This window comes from Amycolatopsis sp. FBCC-B4732, from assembly GCF_023008405.1.
Taxonomy (GTDB): Bacteria; Actinomycetota; Actinomycetes; order Mycobacteriales; family Pseudonocardiaceae; genus Amycolatopsis; species Amycolatopsis pretoriensis_A.
In genome coordinates, this window is the sequence record NZ_CP095376.1 from 4,295,681 (window position 1) to 4,313,555 (window position 17,875).

At 72.9% G+C, this 17,875-nt stretch carries 13 protein-coding genes; 3 read left to right on the forward strand and 10 right to left on the reverse strand.

Features of this window, described 5'->3' with window-relative positions:
• Positions 1–67 precede the first annotated feature (67 nt).
• From MUY14_RS18745 to MUY14_RS18775, 7 genes are all read right to left on the reverse strand, one after another.
• Entirely contained in the window at positions 68–943 is an 876-nt protein-coding gene (locus MUY14_RS18745) for an LLM class F420-dependent oxidoreductase (protein ID WP_247024299.1), read from the reverse strand.
• A 67-nt stretch (positions 944–1,010) separates the two neighbouring features.
• Positions 1,011–2,144, reverse strand: coding sequence for an adenosylhomocysteinase (locus MUY14_RS18750; protein WP_281506316.1), 1,134 nt, complete (start codon positions 2,142–2,144; stop codon positions 1,011–1,013).
• 136 nt (positions 2,145–2,280) lie between these two features.
• Positions 2,281–3,522 carry an alpha/beta hydrolase gene (locus tag MUY14_RS18755; RefSeq protein WP_247024300.1) on the reverse strand — a complete coding sequence of 414 codons (1,242 nt, stop codon included), beginning with the start codon at positions 3,520–3,522 and terminating at the stop codon, positions 2,281–2,283.
• A 32-nt stretch (positions 3,523–3,554) separates the two neighbouring features.
• Complete coding sequence (locus MUY14_RS18760) at positions 3,555–6,770, reverse strand: protein kinase domain-containing protein (RefSeq protein ID WP_247024301.1); 3,216 nt, start codon at positions 6,768–6,770, stop codon at positions 3,555–3,557.
• Positions 6,771–7,433 (reverse strand): DUF7019 family protein, encoded by a 663-nt coding sequence (locus MUY14_RS18765; protein WP_247024302.1) that lies wholly within the window; start codon positions 7,431–7,433, stop codon positions 6,771–6,773.
• A gap of 33 nt (positions 7,434–7,466) precedes the next feature.
• Positions 7,467–8,477: a YdcF family protein gene (locus tag MUY14_RS18770; protein ID WP_247024303.1), complete on the reverse strand. Its 1,011-nt coding sequence runs from the start codon at positions 8,475–8,477 to the stop codon at positions 7,467–7,469.
• On the reverse strand, positions 8,474–9,325 hold the full coding sequence (locus MUY14_RS18775; RefSeq protein WP_247024304.1) for a phosphatase PAP2 family protein: 852 nt from the start codon (positions 9,323–9,325) through the stop codon (positions 8,474–8,476). Before MUY14_RS18775 ends, MUY14_RS18770 begins: the two co-directional genes overlap by 4 nt.
• 300 nt (positions 9,326–9,625) lie before the next feature.
• Between MUY14_RS18775 and MUY14_RS18780 the strand changes: the two genes are divergently transcribed.
• Positions 9,626–12,439, forward strand: coding sequence for an AbfB domain-containing protein (locus MUY14_RS18780; protein WP_247024305.1), 2,814 nt, complete (start codon positions 9,626–9,628; stop codon positions 12,437–12,439).
• A 43-nt stretch (positions 12,440–12,482) separates the two neighbouring features.
• Here the strand turns inward: MUY14_RS18780 and MUY14_RS18785 are convergent, their stop codons facing one another.
• Positions 12,483–13,481, reverse strand: coding sequence for a hypothetical protein (locus tag MUY14_RS18785; protein WP_247024306.1), 999 nt, complete (start codon positions 13,479–13,481; stop codon positions 12,483–12,485).
• Between the two features lie 68 nt (positions 13,482–13,549).
• Between MUY14_RS18785 and MUY14_RS18790 the strand changes: the two genes are divergently transcribed.
• Together MUY14_RS18790 and MUY14_RS18795 are read left to right on the forward strand one after the other, a co-directional pair.
• On the forward strand, positions 13,550–14,134 hold the full coding sequence (locus tag MUY14_RS18790) for a TetR/AcrR family transcriptional regulator (RefSeq protein WP_247024307.1): 585 nt from the start codon (positions 13,550–13,552) through the stop codon (positions 14,132–14,134).
• Positions 14,131–15,138 carry a hypothetical protein gene (locus MUY14_RS18795; protein ID WP_247024308.1) on the forward strand — a complete coding sequence of 336 codons (1,008 nt, stop codon included), beginning with the start codon at positions 14,131–14,133 and terminating at the stop codon, positions 15,136–15,138. The genes MUY14_RS18790 and MUY14_RS18795 overlap by 4 nt, the downstream gene beginning before the upstream one ends.
• On the opposite strand, the gene MUY14_RS18800 is transcribed toward MUY14_RS18795, so the two are convergent.
• Together MUY14_RS18800 and MUY14_RS18805 are read right to left on the reverse strand one after the other, a co-directional pair.
• Entirely contained in the window at positions 15,090–16,256 is a 1,167-nt protein-coding gene (locus MUY14_RS18800) for a lipase family protein (RefSeq protein WP_247024309.1), read from the reverse strand. The genes MUY14_RS18795 and MUY14_RS18800 overlap by 49 nt on opposite strands.
• A gap of 37 nt (positions 16,257–16,293) precedes the next feature.
• The gene (locus MUY14_RS18805; protein WP_247024310.1) at positions 16,294–17,847 is read right to left on the reverse strand and encodes a GMC oxidoreductase; all 1,554 of its coding nucleotides are present in this window, start codon (positions 17,845–17,847) and stop codon (positions 16,294–16,296) included.
• Between the last annotated feature and the right edge of the window lie 28 nt (positions 17,848–17,875).

The following is a 17,875-nucleotide window of genomic DNA, read 5'->3' on the forward strand; positions in this document are numbered from 1 at the left end:
GCCCTTTCACGACTGTCGGCTGCAAACGCCTCGACAGTCGTGAACGAGCGAAGAGTTGTTACGCGGCTCAGCCGAGCGAGTCCAGCTGCGGCACCGCCGGGGCCATGCCCTCGATCCACGTCGACGGCGAGCCCGTCGTCGGGGTGACGATCGCCGTCTCGATGCCCAGCTTCGCGTAGGCCGCCATCGAACGGACGAAGTCGTCTCGCGTTTCCGGGGTGGGGCGGGGGTTGTTGGCCAGGATCGTCTTGCGGATCGTCGTGTAGTCGCGGCCGACGTCGTCGCAGTGGCGGCGCAGGACGTCCAGCTTGTGCGCCACGTCCTCCGGCGACGTGCCGAACAGGTTGCACGCGTCGCCGTACTGGGCGACCAGGCGCAGCGTCTTGCGCTCCCCCGAACCGCCGATCAGGATGTTCGGGCGGTGGATCGGCTGCGGCGAACAGAGCGTCTCCGCCAGCTGGTAGTGCTTGCCCTCGAACGGGCCGTTGGCGGCCGGGTCCCACATCCGGCCGCAGATGCGCAGCGTCTCCTCCAGGCGCTCGAAACGCTCGGCGACCGGCGGGAACGGGACGCCCATGCCCCGGTGCTCGCGCTCGAACCACGCCGCGCCGATGCCGAGGGCCGCGCGGCCGCCGGACACGACGTCGAGGGTCGTGACGATCTTCGCGAGCAGGCCGGGGTGGCGGTACGTCACGCCCGTGACCAGCAGGCCGAGCTCGATGCGGGACGTGTGCGCGGCGAGGTAGCCGAGCGTCGTGTAGCCCTCCAGCATGTTCGACTCGGCGGGGAGGCCGGTGGGTTCGATCTGGAAGTAGTGGTCCATGAAGGACAACCAGGTCGCACCGGCCTCCTCCGCCGCCGCGCCCACCCGGGCGAGCTCGCCGGCGATGGCGGGGGTGCCGCCGTCGATGTCGAAGATGGGCAGGTGGAAACCGAGTTCCATGGGGTGTTCTCCTGACGTGCGGTCGACGTGACCCCACGTTAGGTCCTGGAGCGCGCTCCAGGTCAAGCTAGCTCAGCCGCGCCACCAGGTCCGTCGCGATCCGGTGCTCCACCGGCGCCGGGACCGGCTGGACGCCCGGGGCCAGGCCGCCCGCCACCGCCGCCAGGCTGCGGACCTGCAGGGTCAGGCCCAGGTCCATCGCCTGGATCGAGTTGCCGTTGGCCGCGGTCAGGTTGAGCATCCGGCCGCGGTCGAGGACGACGATCTCGCGGCCGCCGGCCAGCACGTGCCCGGTGCGGCGGCCCGGCTCGCCGTACTCGACCGTGCGGACCGTCGCCGCGCGCAGCGCCGCCGCGTCGATCTCCCACGCGAAGTGCCCGACACCCGCGATCAGCGCACCGTCCGGCAGGGCCGCCAGTTCCGCGGCACCGACGACGCCGGGAGCGCCCGTCGCGGTGAAAACCGCTTGCGCGTCCGCCAGCACCTCCGTCGACGAGGCGACGCGGTGACCGTCCAAAATGGCCTGCAGCGCCCGCATCGGGTCCGGTTCGCACACCGCGACGCGCGCGCCGAGGCGCGACAGCGTGTCCGCGACGCCCTTGCCGCACGGCCCGTAGCCGAGCACCGCCGCGCGCATCCCCGGCACCATCAGGTTGGTGGCGTTGAGGAATCCCTGCACGACGCTCTGCCCGACGCCGAATTCGTTCTCCACCAGCAGTTTCAGCCGCGAGTCGTTGATCACGACGATCGGGTGGGCGACGCGCTCCTCGCGCAGCCGGACGCCGCCGGTCGTCGTTTCCTCGGTACCGCCGAGCCAGCCGGACGGCGGACCCGAGCGCAGCAGCGAAAGCGTCAGGTCGGCGCCGTTGTCGAGCGTGAGGTCGGGTTCGCACTCGAGCACGAGGGCGACGTTGCGGGTGTGGCCGGTCTCGTCGTCGGCACGGCGGGTGTGCACGCGCACCCCGAGTTCCCGCAGCGCGGCGGCGACGTCGTCGTGGGTGGTGCCGGGCGAGCCGGTCAGGCTGACCTCGACCCCGGCGCGGGCGAGCAGCGTGACCAGCGCCGCCGTCTTGGGTTCGACGTGCAGGCACATCGCCAGGCGCCGCCCGGCGAGCAGGGGCGCGGCTTCCGCGACCGCGGCGGCGGTCAGCGGCATGTGCTTGAGCGCCCACTCGGTCCCGGCGTGAACGGATGAAGGCATGACTGTCCTTACGGTTGAAGGGAAAATGGGGCCGGGAACCGGCGTCAACCGTAGAAGTCGCAGCGGTACGAGTGATCGCCGAAGATCGCCCGTCCGCTCATGCCGTCCAAGCTACCGCACGACGGTGGGTGCCGGCTCAGCGCAACGTCGTCGCGAAGAACGCCGGGACGTCCGATGACGTCGTGACCGCGACACCCGCCTGGCGCAGGTGGTCGGCGAACTCCGCCGACTTCCGGCCGCCGGCGACGAGGAACGGGGGCGCGCCCGCCGCCGGGTGGGTCAGCGGGCTCGCCGAGCGGAGGGTCTCCGGGCCGCGGCCCAGCGCCACGAGCACCGACGCCCGCGTCACCGGGTCCGTACCGCGGAGGTCCGTGAAGTCGGCCGGGGCCGAGAGCGCCGCCGCCGCGCGGACGGGGGTGCCGGGTGTGAGGGCGAGCAGCGACGCCAGCGTGCCGCCCGCGCCGGTGCCCCACACCGCGATGCGGGCCGGGTCGATCGCCAGCGCGGCCGCGTTCGCCTCCAGGAACCGGACCGCGCAGCGGGCGTCGTCGAGCGGGGCGGGCCAGCGGGCGGCGGGCGCGAGGCGGTAGTCGATCGACGCGACCGCGAAACCGTGCGCAGTCAGGTCGTCCGGCCGCGTCCCGGCGAGCAGCGCGCCCGGCCCGGACGGCTTGCGGTTGCCCAGGAGCAGGCCGCCGCCGTGCAGGGACAGCACGACCGGCGCCGGGCCGCTCCCGGGTGGACGGCGGAGGTCCATCGCCAGCGGGACGCCGTCCGGGTGGCAGTACTCGACCGTGCCGCCGTCGAGCAGGGCCGAGGCGCCGGTGCCGCGGATGCCGTCGCCCGCCGCCACCGTCCCCGCGGCGCCGGTCAAGATGACCAGCACCAGCACCGGGAACAACGCGATCCACGCCGACACCCGCCGCAGCGCCGACGGCCGTGGGTGCGCCCCGCGGCGACCCACCACCAGGAAGCCGAGCAGCGCGACGACCTGCAGACCCGCGGCCACGTAGTCGGTGAAGCCCACCACCGTGTCCGCCGGCTGCCAGGGATCGAGCCGGACCAGCAGCCCCAGCGGGCGGCTGAGCACCCACAGGGTCAGGGCCACGAACGCCGTGAGCGCGCCGAAGTGCGCGGTCTTGCGCGTCGGCCAACCGAGCACCACGAACACGGCGACGAACCCGGCCGCGGCGACGGCACCGAAAACCATCGCGTACAGCTGCCAGATCCGCCAGAGCGCGGGCACCGCGGCGGCCGGGATCAGCGCCCCGCCGAGCGCCGCGAGAGCGGCCATGACCAGCACCGGACCCCGCCGCAGGGGCGCCGGGAAGGTCGACGGCGGGCGGTACGCGCTCCGCTGCCCGTCGACGACCTTCATCACCCCAGTGTCGCCCCGGACGCCTGCGACGGCTACCCGCGGTAGTCCCAGTCCAGTTCCCAGCACTGCAGGTGGTGGTACCCCAGGATGGCCACCGCCGCGCAGCCGTCGGGCGACAGCTCCGCCGCGATCACGTCCTCGCCGCACTCTATTTCGGTGACCAGGCCGCCGCTGGGCAGGTGCCACAGGCGCAGCAGCCGGGAGGACGCCGTGAGCAGGAGGTCGCCGTCCGCGCTGAGGGCCAGCGACGTCACCCGGTCGTCCGCCACCTGGGCCACGGCTTCGGCCGGGCCCGCGATGGACAGCACGATCTCCCCCGTGTTGTCGAAGCCCAGGCGGGTGCCGACGAGGACGCGGCCGTCCGCGCTCGCGACGAGCGACGACTCGCCGGGGTACACGCGCGCCTGGCGCACCGACGTGAAGTCGCCGGCGTCCAGCACCCAGGCCCGGCCGTCGTCCTTGACCAGTACGGCGACCGACCCGGACAGGACCAGGCGCTCGTCCTCGCGGACCGCCCAGCCGTGCAGCGGGCGGCCCGTCCGGCGGTTGCGCAGGATGCTGAGGCCGTCCCCTCGCACGAACTCGAACGCCGGGTTTTCGTCCTTCAGCACGGGGTTCCCGGCGTCGTCGCGCACGACGACGCCGGCGCGGCGGGCCGTCCGGAGGTCCCACAGGACGTCGGCGCCGTCCGAGTCCGTCGTGAGCACGTGGCGGTCGTCCGCGCAGGCCGTCGCGCGCTCGAGGTCCAGCTCGTGCCGGTCCGGGGCGGCCACCACCTCGCCGGTGCGCAGGTCGACGACCCGGACACCGCGGCCGAAGAAGTCCGCGAAGGCGTAGTGGACGTCGCGGGTGAGCGCCGTCCGGCCGTGCAGGACGGCGTCGAAGCGGCGGGTCGGCCACACGCCCGCGAGCGCGGTCCGCTCGCTGAGGCCGCCCACCCGCCGCCACAGCGTCCGGAGCTCCGGGTGGCGCCGGTAGGCGGGCATCGCGCGCACGACGTCCAGCTGCCGCCGGGCGTCGGCGAGCCGGCCGGTGTCGAGGAATTCCGCGGCCAGGCCGAGGTTCTCCGCGGCGGCCAGCGCGTCGCCGGCCATCCGGTCGGTCGGCTGCGGGCGCGCGTAGCTCCACGGCGCGGCGGGCCCCGGCTCGGGCACGTGGACGACCACCGTGGTGTGCACGGTCTGCGGGGTGCGGGTGCCGAGCAGGACCAGTGCCGTGCGCCCCCCGGCGTCCGCGACGACGCTCATCGTGTTGCGGGAGTGGACCGTCGTGGAGAACGTGCACCGGCCCTCGTCCAGCCGCCAGCCCTGGAGCACGACGTCGAAGGTGTTCACCGCGGTGCGGCCGTCGTCGCTGACGGCGAGCCAGCTGAAGCCCTTGTTCCACAGCAGGGCGCTCCCGACGACCTCGACGTCACCGGTCGCGAGGTCCAGCAGAACCACCTTGTCGTCGTGGGTGGCCGAAAGCGCGTACCGGGCGGAGGGGCTGATCGCGCAGTTCTGCCGCAGCCCGCCGACCCGCCACAGCTCGTCGCCGGTGCGGGCCGCCAGTACCCGCAAGGTCCAATCGAAGCCGTCGAAGACGACCAGGCGCTCGTTGTCCGCGGTGACCGCGATCCCCCAGCCCCGGCCGTACTCGGACTCCGGGCGCCCGGCGCGGACCAGCTCCACGGCGTCGCCCAGCACGCGCACCGATCCGTCGCCGCCGACAACGGCCACCACGGTCCCGTCCGGGCTGACCGCGACGGCTTCGACCGCGACCGCCGGCAGGTCGGCGACCCGGGTGCACTCCCCCGTCGTCGTGTCCCAGACCCGCACCTGCCCGGCCTCGTCGGCGGAGACCAGCACCCGGCCGTCGGCGCTCAGCGACTGGGACCGCAGGCGGTTTTCGTGGCCCGTCAGGTGGTGGCGCACCCGGCCCTCCGGCAGCGCCCAGACTTCGGCCTGGCGCTGCTGGAACGTCACCGCGGCCACCCGGCCGTCGGCGCTCAGCGCGAGCGGGTGCGCCAGGTTGCTGTGGATGATGCCGGGCCGCTCGGTGACCTCGCGGTCCGGCAGCGCGCGGGCGAGCGCGGTGTCCGGGCCGTCCGGCAGGTCGTCCAGCAGGCGGAGCGCCGCTTCCTTGTCCCCGCGTTCGATGTGGACGGCGGCGATCAGGTGGTCGGCGGTCCGGTCGCCTTCGTGGCTCAGCCGCACCGCGTCCAGCTCGGCGAGCAGCTGCCGGTCGGTCTGCGCGCCGGACCGCCACCGGCGCAGGCCGCGGTTGTAGGTCGCGTGCGGGTGGTGCGGGTCGGCCCGCAGCGCCTCCGCCCAGAGCTCGTCCGCCTGCTCGGCGCGCCCGAGGTCCAGCAGGGACAGCGCCCGGTTGGACAGCGCGTCGGCGAGCAGCGGGGCTTCGTCCGGCCGCTGCCGCGGGTAGGGCTCGAAGACCGTGGCGCGGTAGAGCTCGGCGAGTTCGTCGGCGAGTTCGCCGAAGCCCGCGGGCCGGGCCGCCGGGTTCTCGGCGAAGCACCGCCGCAGCAGGTCGGCGACCCCCGGCGGCACCGGCGGGAGGACGGGGTCGGCGGGACCGGCCTCGAGGAACTGCGCGAAGACGCCGGCCGCCGCGTGCCCGAACATCGCGGGCGGCCCGCCGGCGAACATCTCGAACACGCTCACCGCCCACGACCAGACGTCGGTCGCCGGGCCGGGCGTTTCGCCCCGGGCCTGCTCGGGCGAGCAGTACTCCGGGGTCAGGCCCCCGCCGCCGGCGACGTTCGCGAGGCCGAAGTCGGTGACCTTCGCCGCGCCGCCGGTGTCGAGCATGATGTTGGCGGGCTTGACGTCCTGGTGGACCACCCCGCGCTCGTGCGCGTGTCTGAGGCCCCACGCGGTCTGGATCGCCAGGTCGAGGATCCGGCGCACCGCCGGGCGGTGGCCGTCGCCGTAGAGCGCGCGGTCGCGGACGGCCTCGGCGAGGCTGCCGCCGCCCGCCCATTCGGCGAACACCCGGGGCGTGCCGTCGACGCGGCGGACGTAGGCGCAGCTCACCAGGTGCGGGTGCGCGCCGAGGCCGACCCAGGTCTCCGCCTCGGCCTCGAACCGTTCGGCGTCGGCCGGGGACGCGACCAGCTCTTGGCGCGGGGTCTTGACCGCCAGCTCCATGCCCCACTGCCGGTGCCACACGCGGTAGACCAGGCCCATGCCGCCGGTCGTGACGACGTCACGGACCTCGTACACCCCGAGCACCACGTCCCCCGGGGCCCACATCTAGTCCACCTGCGCCACGTACAGCGGGGTGCCGAGCAGGACGGTGACGCCGTCGGTCGTGGGGCTGGGCCCGTGCAGCAGCCGCTTGGCGACGAACTCGAGGTTCTGGTCCGGCCCCGGCATGGCCTCGTTGGCCCGCTGCACGGCGGCCAGCGCGCCCTTGTGCGCCCCGTCGTCCTCGTGCTTGATCGCTTCGGTCAGCGCAGCGATCCCGGGATCGCTGCGCAGCCCGGCGAGCAGCGACGGCATCACCGACCGCGGCACCCCGGACGCGGCCGGGGCGCCACCGCCGAGGATGTGGTGCCCGGACCCGCCGAGCCCGACGACGGTCCGCCCGGTGGTGCCGCCGAAGTAGGCGAGCGTCGGCTCGGCGGGGAACGGTCCCCAGTTCATCGGCAGCAGGCCCCAGAAGAACTGGCCGGGTTCCTCGACCGTGCCGAGGTCGCCGTGCTCTTCGAGGTAGCGGACGACCCGCTGCAGCTTCGCGGTGCGCTCGCCACCCGCGGGCGCCTCCCGGGCCTGCTTGCCCCCGAAGAGCTTCAGGCTCACGCTCAGCTCGGTCGTGCGCTTGTGGGTGAAGCCCGGCGCCAGCTGCGCGAGCAGCATGTCGACTTTGCTGTCACTGACGTACAGGTAGTACTGGAACGACAACGTGCTTCCCATCCCCCGACGACGCTGGCCGGATCATACCGGCCGTCAGACCGCCTTCAGCACGCTCGCCAGCACGATCGTCGCGCACACGATCCCGTTGAGGATCCGGTGGTCCACGATGATCGCGGCGAATTCGCGCAGCGTCGCGCTCGGCCAGAAGTACCACGCCGTCGGTGCGCCGATGACCTGGCCGTTCACCTTGGTCTTGCGGGCCAGCAGCGCCGCGCGCAGGACGTGGAAGTTGTTGGTGACCACGACGCACCGGTAGTCCGCCCGCCGCTCGCGCATGAGGCCGGCGCTGAACGTCAGGTTCTCCCGCGTGGTGCGCGAACGGTCTTCCAGCACGATCCGCTCGCGCGGCACGCCGCGGCCGGTGAGGTAGTCCGCCATCGCGTGCGACTCCGGCAGGTCTTCGCCCGGGCCCTGCCCGCCCGAGGTGACCAGCAGTGGCTCGCGGCCCTTGCGGCACTCGGCGTCGAGCACCCGGCGGCCGCGGTCGAGGCGGGCGGCCAGCAACGGCGGCACGTTCTTGCCGCCGAGCAGGCCGGAGCCGAGCACCACCACGAAGTCCAGCGGGCGGCGGGTGCGGATCCGGCCGTAGACCAGCGAATACAGCAGGAAGCAGACGAAGAGGAACGACAGGTACGCGACGATGCCGTCGACGCTGTCGCGGACCGCTTCCAGCGGCGCCCAGCCCAGCTGCCCGACCACGAAGTCGAACACGATCAGCGCCACGATGCCCACGCCGGCGGCCAGGGACAGCAGGTTCGCCGGGCGGCGGCCTTCGCGGCGCAGCATCGTCACGCCGTTGCCGATCAGGAACACCGCGAGCACGACGATGGTCAGCGGGATCAGCGCGACCAGCCCGAGCGCGACGAAAGCCGCGGCCTCCGGCGAAATCGACGCCAGCAGCGCGAGCAGCGTCAGCCCGAAGAACGCGAGTGCGAAGAACAGATAGAAGCCGTTGCGCAGCTTGCGGCGGTCGAGCAGGAAGCTGACCAGGAAGACGGCGAAGCAGAAGACAGCCGCGGCGAGCGGGAGCAGGGCCGGGTTCACGCGACCTCCAGCCGTCGCCAGGTCGCCAGGAACACCAGTGCCGCGGCGACGGAACCGAAAGAGGCGAACGAGTTCGCGGCCAGGTAGACGACCCAGGCGTTGTCCCGCACCGTTTCCGCGTACCCGCCGCCGGCCAGCGACGCTCCGATGAGGACGGTGCCGAGGCCGAAGAACACCACGGCACCGAGGACGGCGACGGTCACCACGAGCACCCGCGGGATCCGGCGCGGCCCGTCGTGACGGCTGATCGCCCCGCGCCGCGCGAGCCACCACGACGCCAGGCAGGCCAGCGCGAGGGCGATCGCGTCCGCGGCGAGCGTGTCGGACAGCCGGTGCCACTTCGCCGTCACCGTGTACGCGCCGATGCCGACCGCCCAGGACAGCAGGAAGAACAGCGTGACCCCGCGCCAGCGGTAGGGCACCACGATCAGGGCGGCGAACAGCACGGTCATCGCGATCGTCGTGTGCCCGCTCGGCAGGCTGTTGGCGGCGTAGTGCCCGGTCACCTCGACGAGCCGCGGCCGCGGCAGCACGTACCGCTTGAGGACCTGCGTCACGAGCTGGCCCGCGACGATCACGCCGGCCGCCGCGAACGCGAGGTCCAGGCGGCGGCGCAGCAAGCCGACCAGCGCGACCACGACGACGGCGGCCACCAGCGAGACCAGCGTGATCCGGCTCAGGCTCGCGTCGGCGACGGCCTGGTCGCGCGCGGCGGCCTCGTCGGCACCGCGCAGCGCGGCGTTCTCCAGCTCCTGACCGGGCACCGTCCAGACGGCCAGGAAGTAGACCGCGGTCAGGACGACGGCGCACGCGGCGGCGACGACCGGCCAGCGACGGACGGGAACCACCCCGGGGACCTCCTGCCGTGCCGTTGGTCCGGACAGCCTAGTTGCCTGCTGCGACCGGACGCACACCGAGGGTGAGATGCAACCTTCGGCGGGCTTCGCGCGTGGACCTGGCGTTCGAGTGGTCTGGTGTTGATTGTCTGGTGTTTTCTGAGTTATTCCGTTTGCCCGTGTTCCGTGTTACGTTCGGTTTGACGAGCCCGCGGTAGTGCTCCGGGCTCGGCGTGCCCGCCCCCGCCCGGAGTGCTCCGCCGTCCCCGCCAGGCCGGTGCGCGGTTCCGTGCGCGTCCTCGGAGGAGTTCGATGCGCCGTCTCGTCGTCCTGGTCCTCGCGCTGCTGTCGCCGCTCGTCGTGGTGACCGCACCCGCGAACGCCGCCGTCACCCCCAAACCACCGCCGCTGTCGACGCCGTGGACGTCGCAGGTCAGCACGACCGATCCGCTGCCCGAATACCCGCGGCCGCAGATGACGCGGCCCGACTGGCAGTCCCTCAACGGCGAGTGGGAGTTCCTCAACCCCGCCACCGGCTCCGGCGGCAGCGTCGACCGCAACGCCGCGCCCCCGCTGGGACAGACGCTGCCCGAGCGCATCCTGGTGCCCTACCCCGTCGAGTCGGCGCTGTCGGGCATCATGCGCAACGACAACCGCGACCTGATGTTCTACCGCCGCACCTTCACCGTGCCGCCGGCCTGGGCCGGCCGGAACGTGCAGCTGCACTTCGGCGCCGTCGACTACGAAGCGACCGTGTGGGTCAACGGCGTCCAGGTCGCGGCGCACAAGGGCGGCTACGACCGGTTCGAAGCCGACATCACGGCGCGGCTCAACGGCGGCGCGAACGAACTCGTCGTGCGCGTGTACGACCCGACCGACGGCCGCGGCGAGAAGCAGCCGGTGGGCAAGCAGGCCACCACGCCGTCGAACATCTTCTACACGCCCACTTCGGGGATCTGGCAGACCGTCTGGCTGGAACCGACGGCGCCGTCGTCGATCTTCTCGGTCGACATCTACCCGAACCTGGCGAACAACACCGCGCGCGTGCGGGTGTTCGGGCGGGGGAACGTCAGCGGGTACTCCGTGCTCGCCGAATCGATGACCGGCGGTGCCGTCGTCGGCAGCGCGACCGGCGGCTTCACGGAGTTCTCGGTGCCGGTGCCGAACGCGCGGCGGTGGTCGCCCGACGACCCCTTCCTCTACGACCTGCGCGTGTCGCTGCGCACCGCCTCGGGCGCGACGGCCGACCAGGTGGTCAGCTACTTCGGCATGCGCGAAATCGGCACGAAGAACGTGAACGGCGTCCTGCGGCCGACGCTCAACGGCGAGTTCGTGTTCCAGATCGGCACCCTCGACCAGGGTTTCTGGCCCGACGGCCTGTACACCGCGCCGACCGACACGGCGCTGGCCTCGGACCTGCAGAAGCACAAGGATCTGGGCTTCACCATGGTCCGCAAGCACATCAAGGTCGAGCCGGCGCGCTGGTACTACTGGGCCGACCGGCTGGGATTGCTGGTGTGGCAGGACATCCCGTCGACACCGACGGCCGACAGCAACCGGACGCCGGCGCAGATCGCCGAGTTCGAAACCGAAGCGCGCGAGATCGTCGACGAGCACCGCTTCTCCCCCGCCGTCGTCACGTACGTGCCGTTCAACGAAGGCTGGGGCGAGTGGAACCTCGACGAGACCAAGCGCGTCACGACCAGCCTGAAGAACTACGACCCGACCCGGCTGGTGAACGCGCACAGCGGGTTCAACTGCTGCGCCTCGAAGGGTGACCCGGGCACCGGCGACATCATCGACTGGCACGTCTACACCGGACCGGACGCGCCCCGCCCGTCCGGTAACCGTGTGTCGGTGCTCGGCGAGTTCGGCGGGCTCGGCCTGCGCAACCCCGGTCACGAGTACAGCCCGACCGGCAACTTCTTCGCCTACGAACAGATGGCGAGCGCGGCGCAGCTGAACGACCGCTACACCGGCATGGTCCGGGACGCGAAGCAGCTGATGCTCACCAAGGGCCTGTCGGCGTCGGTCTACACCGAGATCACCGACGTCGAAGGCGAGTACAACGGGCTGCTGACCTACGACCGGCGGGTGCAGAAGGTCGACACCGCGCGCGTCCGCGCGGCGCACATCGACCTGATCGCCGCCTCGAAGAACCTCAACGCAGCCGTGCCGCTGACGCTCGGGCACCTCCGGTCGTTCCGGGTGACCACGCCCGGGTACACCGACCGGTACCTGCGGCACGCGGATTCCCTCGCCCGCACCGACGTCCTGACCACGGGCAGCGCGGACGGGGCCCGCCAGGACGGCTCGTTCCGCACGGTCGCGGGGCTCGCGAACCCGCGCTGCTTCTCCTTCGAGTCGGCGAACTTCCCCGGGAAGTTCCTGCGCCACGCCGACAACCGCGTCCGCATCGACGGCGACACGGGCGGCTCGTTCGCCGCGGACGCCACCTGGTGCTCCCGGCCGGGCCTCGCCGCCGGTGGGACGTCGTTCGAGTCGTTCAACTTCCCGGGCCGGTTCATCCGGCACTACAACGAAAGCGTCTACCTGGCCGTCAGCGGCGGGCCGAACCCGTGGGACACCGCGACGAGCTTCGCCGCGGACGCGACGTGGGACGTCTCGGCGCCGGCGCTCTGGCGCAGTTCGGTACCCCTGGCGGTCAACGCACGGCAGTCGCTGCAGGTGACGACGTGGGGCTACACCGACCGCTACCTGCGCCACGCCAGCGGCCTCGCCTACACCGAGGTCGTGAACAGCGGCAGCAGCGCGCTGCTCAAGCAGGACGCGACATACACCGTGCGGCGCGGGCTGGGCGAGTCGTCGTGCTACTCGTTCGAGTCGGTGAACTACCCGGGCCAGTTCCTGCGCCACCAGGACGGCCGCGTCCGCAATGCGCCGGACGACGGGTCGGCGCTGATGCGCGCGGACGCGACGTTCTGCAGCCGCCCGGGCCTGGGCGGCACCGGCGTGACGTTCGAGTCGCTCAACATCCCCGGCGCGTACCTGCGCCACTTCGACTCGGCGGTGTACATCGCATCCGGCGCGGGCACCGGCTCCGACCGCCCGCAGACGGTGTCGGCGGACAGCAGCTGGACCGTGGCGGCGCCCTGGGCCCCGTGACCGGCGGTGGTCCGGTGCAGACCGTCCACACCGGACCACCGGCTCACCCGGCGTAGCACTCCGCCAGCGCGCCGAACGCCGCCTTCGGTTCCCACGGCACGTCCGGGTACGTCTCGCCCGTGCCGTTCTCCAGCACCTTCACCACGCCCCAGCTCGCCATGTCCAGGTCCTCGGCGGGATCTTCCCGGTGCCAGAGCCCGTAGCAGGCGAACGTGCACGCGAAGGCCGCGTCGACGCCTTCGGTGGTGAACACCTCCAGCAGTTCGCGGAAGTACCGCGCCTGCTCCTCTTCGTCGCGGACGTACGCGCCCTTCAGCCGGACCGGGACGTCCCCCTCGTACTCGAGGATCTCGCCGCAGCGGGCTCCCAGGTCGGCCGCGCCGCGGTACGGGGTCACGCCGAACTCCGTGATCGCCACCGGCTTCCCCGCGGCGACCAGCGCGCGGATGCCGTCGCGGTAGCCGCGCGCCACCTCCTTCGAGCGGTGCGCGTCCACGGACACGATGTCGAACGGCGCCCAGTCCACGCGCTCTAACGGCACCGACGCGTAGGTGATCCGGCCGCCGAAGCGGGCCCGGACCGTCCCGGCCGCGCGGGCGAGGAACTCGTTGACGCGGGCCGGGAGGCCGGCCACCAGTTCGCTGGACGCCAGCAGGTTCGCCACGCGGTCCTCGAGGCCGTCGCCGGGGACGAAGCCGTGGTTGAACAGGCTCAGCTCGGCGCCGGTCACGAACACGACCTCGGCACCCGCGGCGCGCAGCCGTTCCGCGCGGGCCGCGCCGTCGGCGAGCTGCGCGAGGATCTCCTCCGGCCGGCGGTCCCAGGGGAACGGCGAAAACCACACCTCCAGCCCGAGCGCGGCCGCCTGGCGCGCGGCGGATTCGATCCGGTCGAGGTCGGTGCCGATCAGCCGGACGGCCGTGCAGTGCAGGTCGTCGCGGATGATCGTCAGCTCGCGGCGGACCAGGTCCGCGTCGAAGGGGCGGTTGAACCGCCCGTCGCGCGCGAGGCCGGTGTCGTAGCCGATGCCCTTGGCTCGCATGGGCGAAGCTCCTCCCAGTTTAGGTACGGCACGTACCGTACCCTATAACTACGGTACGGTCGGTATCCATGGCCGAAGTGAAGACCCGGCGCCGGGGGACGGAGCTGGAAGACGCGATCCTGCGCGCCGCGGCGGACGAGCTCGCCGAGGCGGGCTACGCCGGGCTGACCATGGAACGCGTGGCCCTGCGGGCGGGCACCAACAAGAACGCGCTCTACCGCCGCTGGCCGAACCGCGCCGCACTCGGCGTCGCCGCCTACCGGCGCCTGGCCGGCGACCGGCTGAGCCCGCCCGGCACGGGTGACCTGCGCGAAGACGCCCTGACCCTGCTGCGCGCGGTCAACTGCGGCCAGTCCTCCCCCGCCGCCCGGATCCTCCGCGGCCTCCTGGCCGGGGTCGGCGACGAACCGGAGCTCCTGGCCCAGCTGAACGAACAGGCCGCCGAAGGTGTCACGAACACCTGGCAGACGGTCGTCGACCACGCGATCACCCGGGGCGAAGCGCCGCCCGGAGCACGGCACCCGCGGGTCGCCACCGTCGCGCTCGTGCTGCTGCGCAACGAATACCTCACCCGCGGACTGACCACAGTGGATGATTCCGTGCTCATCGAGATCGTCGACGAGGTCTTCCTGCCCCTGGTGCGGCGCCGGTGACGCGGCTCGAGCGCCACGCGAAGATCGCCGACGCCCTCGCGGACGCACCGGACGACGTCCTGGCCGCCGCGCGCCCGCTGGGCACCGGGGTCGGCGGCTCGACCTGGCTCCTGACGGTCGAAGGCGAGCCCGTGTTCGTGAAACGGGTCGCGCTCACCGACGTCGAGCGGCGGCACGAGGGTTCGACGGCGGACCTGTACGGCCTGCCGCCGTGGTCGCACTACGGCGTCGGTTCCGCGGGCGGCGGCGCGTGGCGGGAGCTGGCCGCGCACCAAGCGGCCAGCGACTGGGTCCGCACCGGACAGTGCGAGAACTTCCCGCTGCTGCACCACTGGCGGGTCCTGCCCGGCCTGCCGCGCCCCCGCACCGACCTCGAGCACGACGTCGCGTTCTGGCACGGCGACCCGGGCGTGCGGCGGCGGCTCGAAGCCCTCGACGGCGCCACCGCGGACCTCGTGCTGTGCCTCGAACACGTCCCGGAGAACCTGACGCGGTGGCTCGAGCGGAACCCCGGAGGGGTCGGCCTCGCCCACCGGGACCTGCGGGCCGTCACCGAATTCCTGGCCGGGCAAGGTGTCCAGCACTTCGACGCGCACTTCGCGAACGTCCTCACCGACGGCGAACGCCTGTACCTCACCGACTTCGGCCTGGCGGCGCTGCCGGACTTCACGCTGTCGGGCGCCGAGGCGGAGTTCCTCGCCCGGCACGCCGACCACGACCGCGCCTACGTCTTGACCCACCTGGTCAATTCGATCGTCCGGCCGCTCGTCCCCGAGCCGGACTACCGCGTCCGCCACGCTTTCGTCCGCGACTGCGCGGCGGGACGCGCCCTGCCGGAGCTGCCCTCGGCCGGGCTCCTGCGGCGCTACGCCCCGCTCGCGGTCGTCGTCAACGAGTTCTACGTTTCCCTGCACGGGGAAAGCCGCAAGACCCCGTACCCCGCCGGGGAACTCGCTCAGCAGCTGGAGCGCGCCGGCTTGCCCGCGAACCGGCCGGCCAGGTAGCCCACGACGTCGCCGGCCGAGAACGCGAGCGTCGTCACGTGCTCGCCGAGGTAGCCGCCCCAGGTGACCGGGACCCCCGCCGCGCAGTAGTCGCGGCGCAGGGTCTGCGCCTGGGCGAGCGGGATGATCTCGTCGGCCGTGCCGTGGAACAGGAACACCGGGGCCTTCGGCGGCCGGGCGCCGAGCTTGTTTTCGGCCAGCCGGGCCTGCCACTTCGCCGTGGTGAGCGGGTTCGCCGTCGTGTAGTCGGCGATGTGCCCGAAGGCGTAGCCGAACACCGCGTCGACGCAGGCGTCCCGCTGGGTCGCGTACAGCGTGCGGCCGCGGTCGTTGAGGTAGGCGGGCAGGTCCAGCTCGGGGTAGGCCGCGTCCAGGCCGAGCGCGGACAGCAGCAGGAAGCCGAACCCGACGCTGCCTTCGAGGTTCTTCGCCACCGCGTCCAGGTCCGCGGGCGTGCCGCCGGCCGTGATGCCCGCGACGGCCAGCTCGGGTGCGTACGACGGCGCCAGCTCCCCCGCCCAGGCCGCTCCCCCGCCGCCTTGGGAGTAGCCGGAGAACGCGACCGCACCGCCCGCGGCGAGGCCCGCGGCCGGCAGCCGGGTGGCCGCGCGGGCCGCGTCGATCACCGTGTGGCCCTCCGACCGGCCGACGACGTAGGTGTGCGTGCCGGGTGTGCCGAGGCCTTCGTAGTCGGTGATCGCCACCGCCCAGCCGCGGCTCAGCATCGCGTCGACGAAGAGCGGTTTCTCGTAGTCCGGCTGGAACTTCGACGGCGCGCAGCGGTCGCCGATGCCCCGCGTGCCGCTGGCCACCGACACGATCGGCCGCGGCCCGGCGCCGGTCCACGGCTGGGCCGGCACCAGGACCCGGCCGGACACCGCGATCGGGGTGTCCGTCGCGGACCGCGACCGGTACAGCACCAGGTAGCCCTTCGCCCCGGGCTGGTCCGGCAGCGGCCGCCACCACACGACGTCGCCGTCGGCACCGGCCGGCAACGGGCTCGGCGGGGTGTAGAAGGCGTCTCCGGCGGGGCCCTGCGGCGGCTCCGCGGCGTTCGCCGGGCTCGCCGTGGTGGACACCAGGAGAACGGCCAGCAGGACCGTCCACAAGCGACGCATGGGAACTCCTCGTCGAGTCCGTTGTCGGGGAACTGCTTCAGAAGACGCGGTCGACGTCTTCGGTGATCAGGTGGTCCAGCGCGCGCTCGGCGACGGCGGCGATGGTCATCGAGGGGTTGCACGCTGCGGTCGTCCCCGGCATCAGGGCGCCGTCGAGGACGTACAGGCCGCGGTGGCCGAGCACGCGGCCTTCGAGGTCGCAGACCGTGCCCATCGCGGCGCCGCCGAGCGGGTGCCAGGTGCTGGGCACGACGGCGGTCGTGTCGAGCAGCACGCCGAGCGGCCCGGCGATGCGGGAGATGCGTTGGTGGATGCGCGCGCTCAGCTTCGCGTCGGCGTCCGACGGCCAGTGCAGGACGGCGTCGTCCTTCGCGGCGTCGTAGACGAACCGGCCGCGCCCGGCGCTGATGCCGTAGCCGACGAGCATCGTGGTGCGCAGGTCCGGCAGCGGCGGCAGGGACGCCTGGATGACGGTGTTGGCCGTCGCCGGGTCGTCCCACTCCTTGCTGCCGTAGACGACCGGACCGCCTTGCGGGGCACCGAAGTCGTCGGCGAGGTTCGTCCAGGTGTAGATGCGGTCGCCGTTGGTGCCCCAGCCCGCCCCCAGTTCGTCGGGCAGGTCGGGGATGTCGCCCTTCGCACCCGCGCGCATCAGCAGCCGGGTCGTGTTCGCCGTGCCGGCCGCCATCACGAGTGCTTTCGCGGTCAGGATCTTCTTTTCGAGCACGTTGCCGGCGGTGTCGATGCGGTCGACGCGGACTTCCCAGCGGCCGTCCGGCGCGAGCGCGACATCGGTGACGTTGTGGAGGACCGCCACGGTGCAGCGGCCGGTCGCTTCGGCGGCGGCGAGGTAGGTGACGTCGACCGAGTGCTTGCCGCCGTTGTTCACCCCGAGCGCGCAGTCCCCGTTGGTGTAGGACGGTTTCACTTCGCCGTCGAGCTCGCGCAGCGCGAAGTCCCAGTCGATCGGCATCGGGATCTTCTCGACGTCGTAACCGGCGTTGCGCGCGTTGCGGGCGAAAACCCGGGCGGCTCGGTAGGTCCTGCTCTCGACGAGGGCGTCCGGCGCGGTCTCGATGCCCAGCATCGCGGCGACGCGGGGGTAGTGGTCGGCGGCCATCCGGGCGTAGTCGAGCTGTTCGGGGAAGCAGGCGTGGAACAGCTCCGCGGTCGGCTGCAGCGTCATGCCCTGGTAGACGAGCGAGCCGCCACCGACGCCTGCCGCGCACATCATGCTCATGCCTCGACCGCTCACCTGTTCCAGCAGCCCGGTGTAGCGCTCGAACGGCGGCAGCGACGGCAGTCCCGGCAGCGAGGGCGCGGAGCCGAGCCAAAAGATCCGCTTGTCCGGCGACGTCGGGTGCGGGAACGTCTCGGCGTCCGGCCCGGTCGGCCAGCGCCGGCCGCGTTCGAGCACCAGCACGGGCACGCCGGCCCGGGCGAGCCGCAGCGCCGTCACCCCGCCGCCGAACCCGGACCCGATGACGACCACCCGGTGTTCCTCGCGGGTGACCCGGGCGGCCCCGAGGGCGGCGGCCCCGGCGACGGCGGCGGCGCCCTTCAGGACGGTGCGGCGGTTCAGGACGGGCATCAGGCTCCTCCGGCGGTGGTCGTGACCT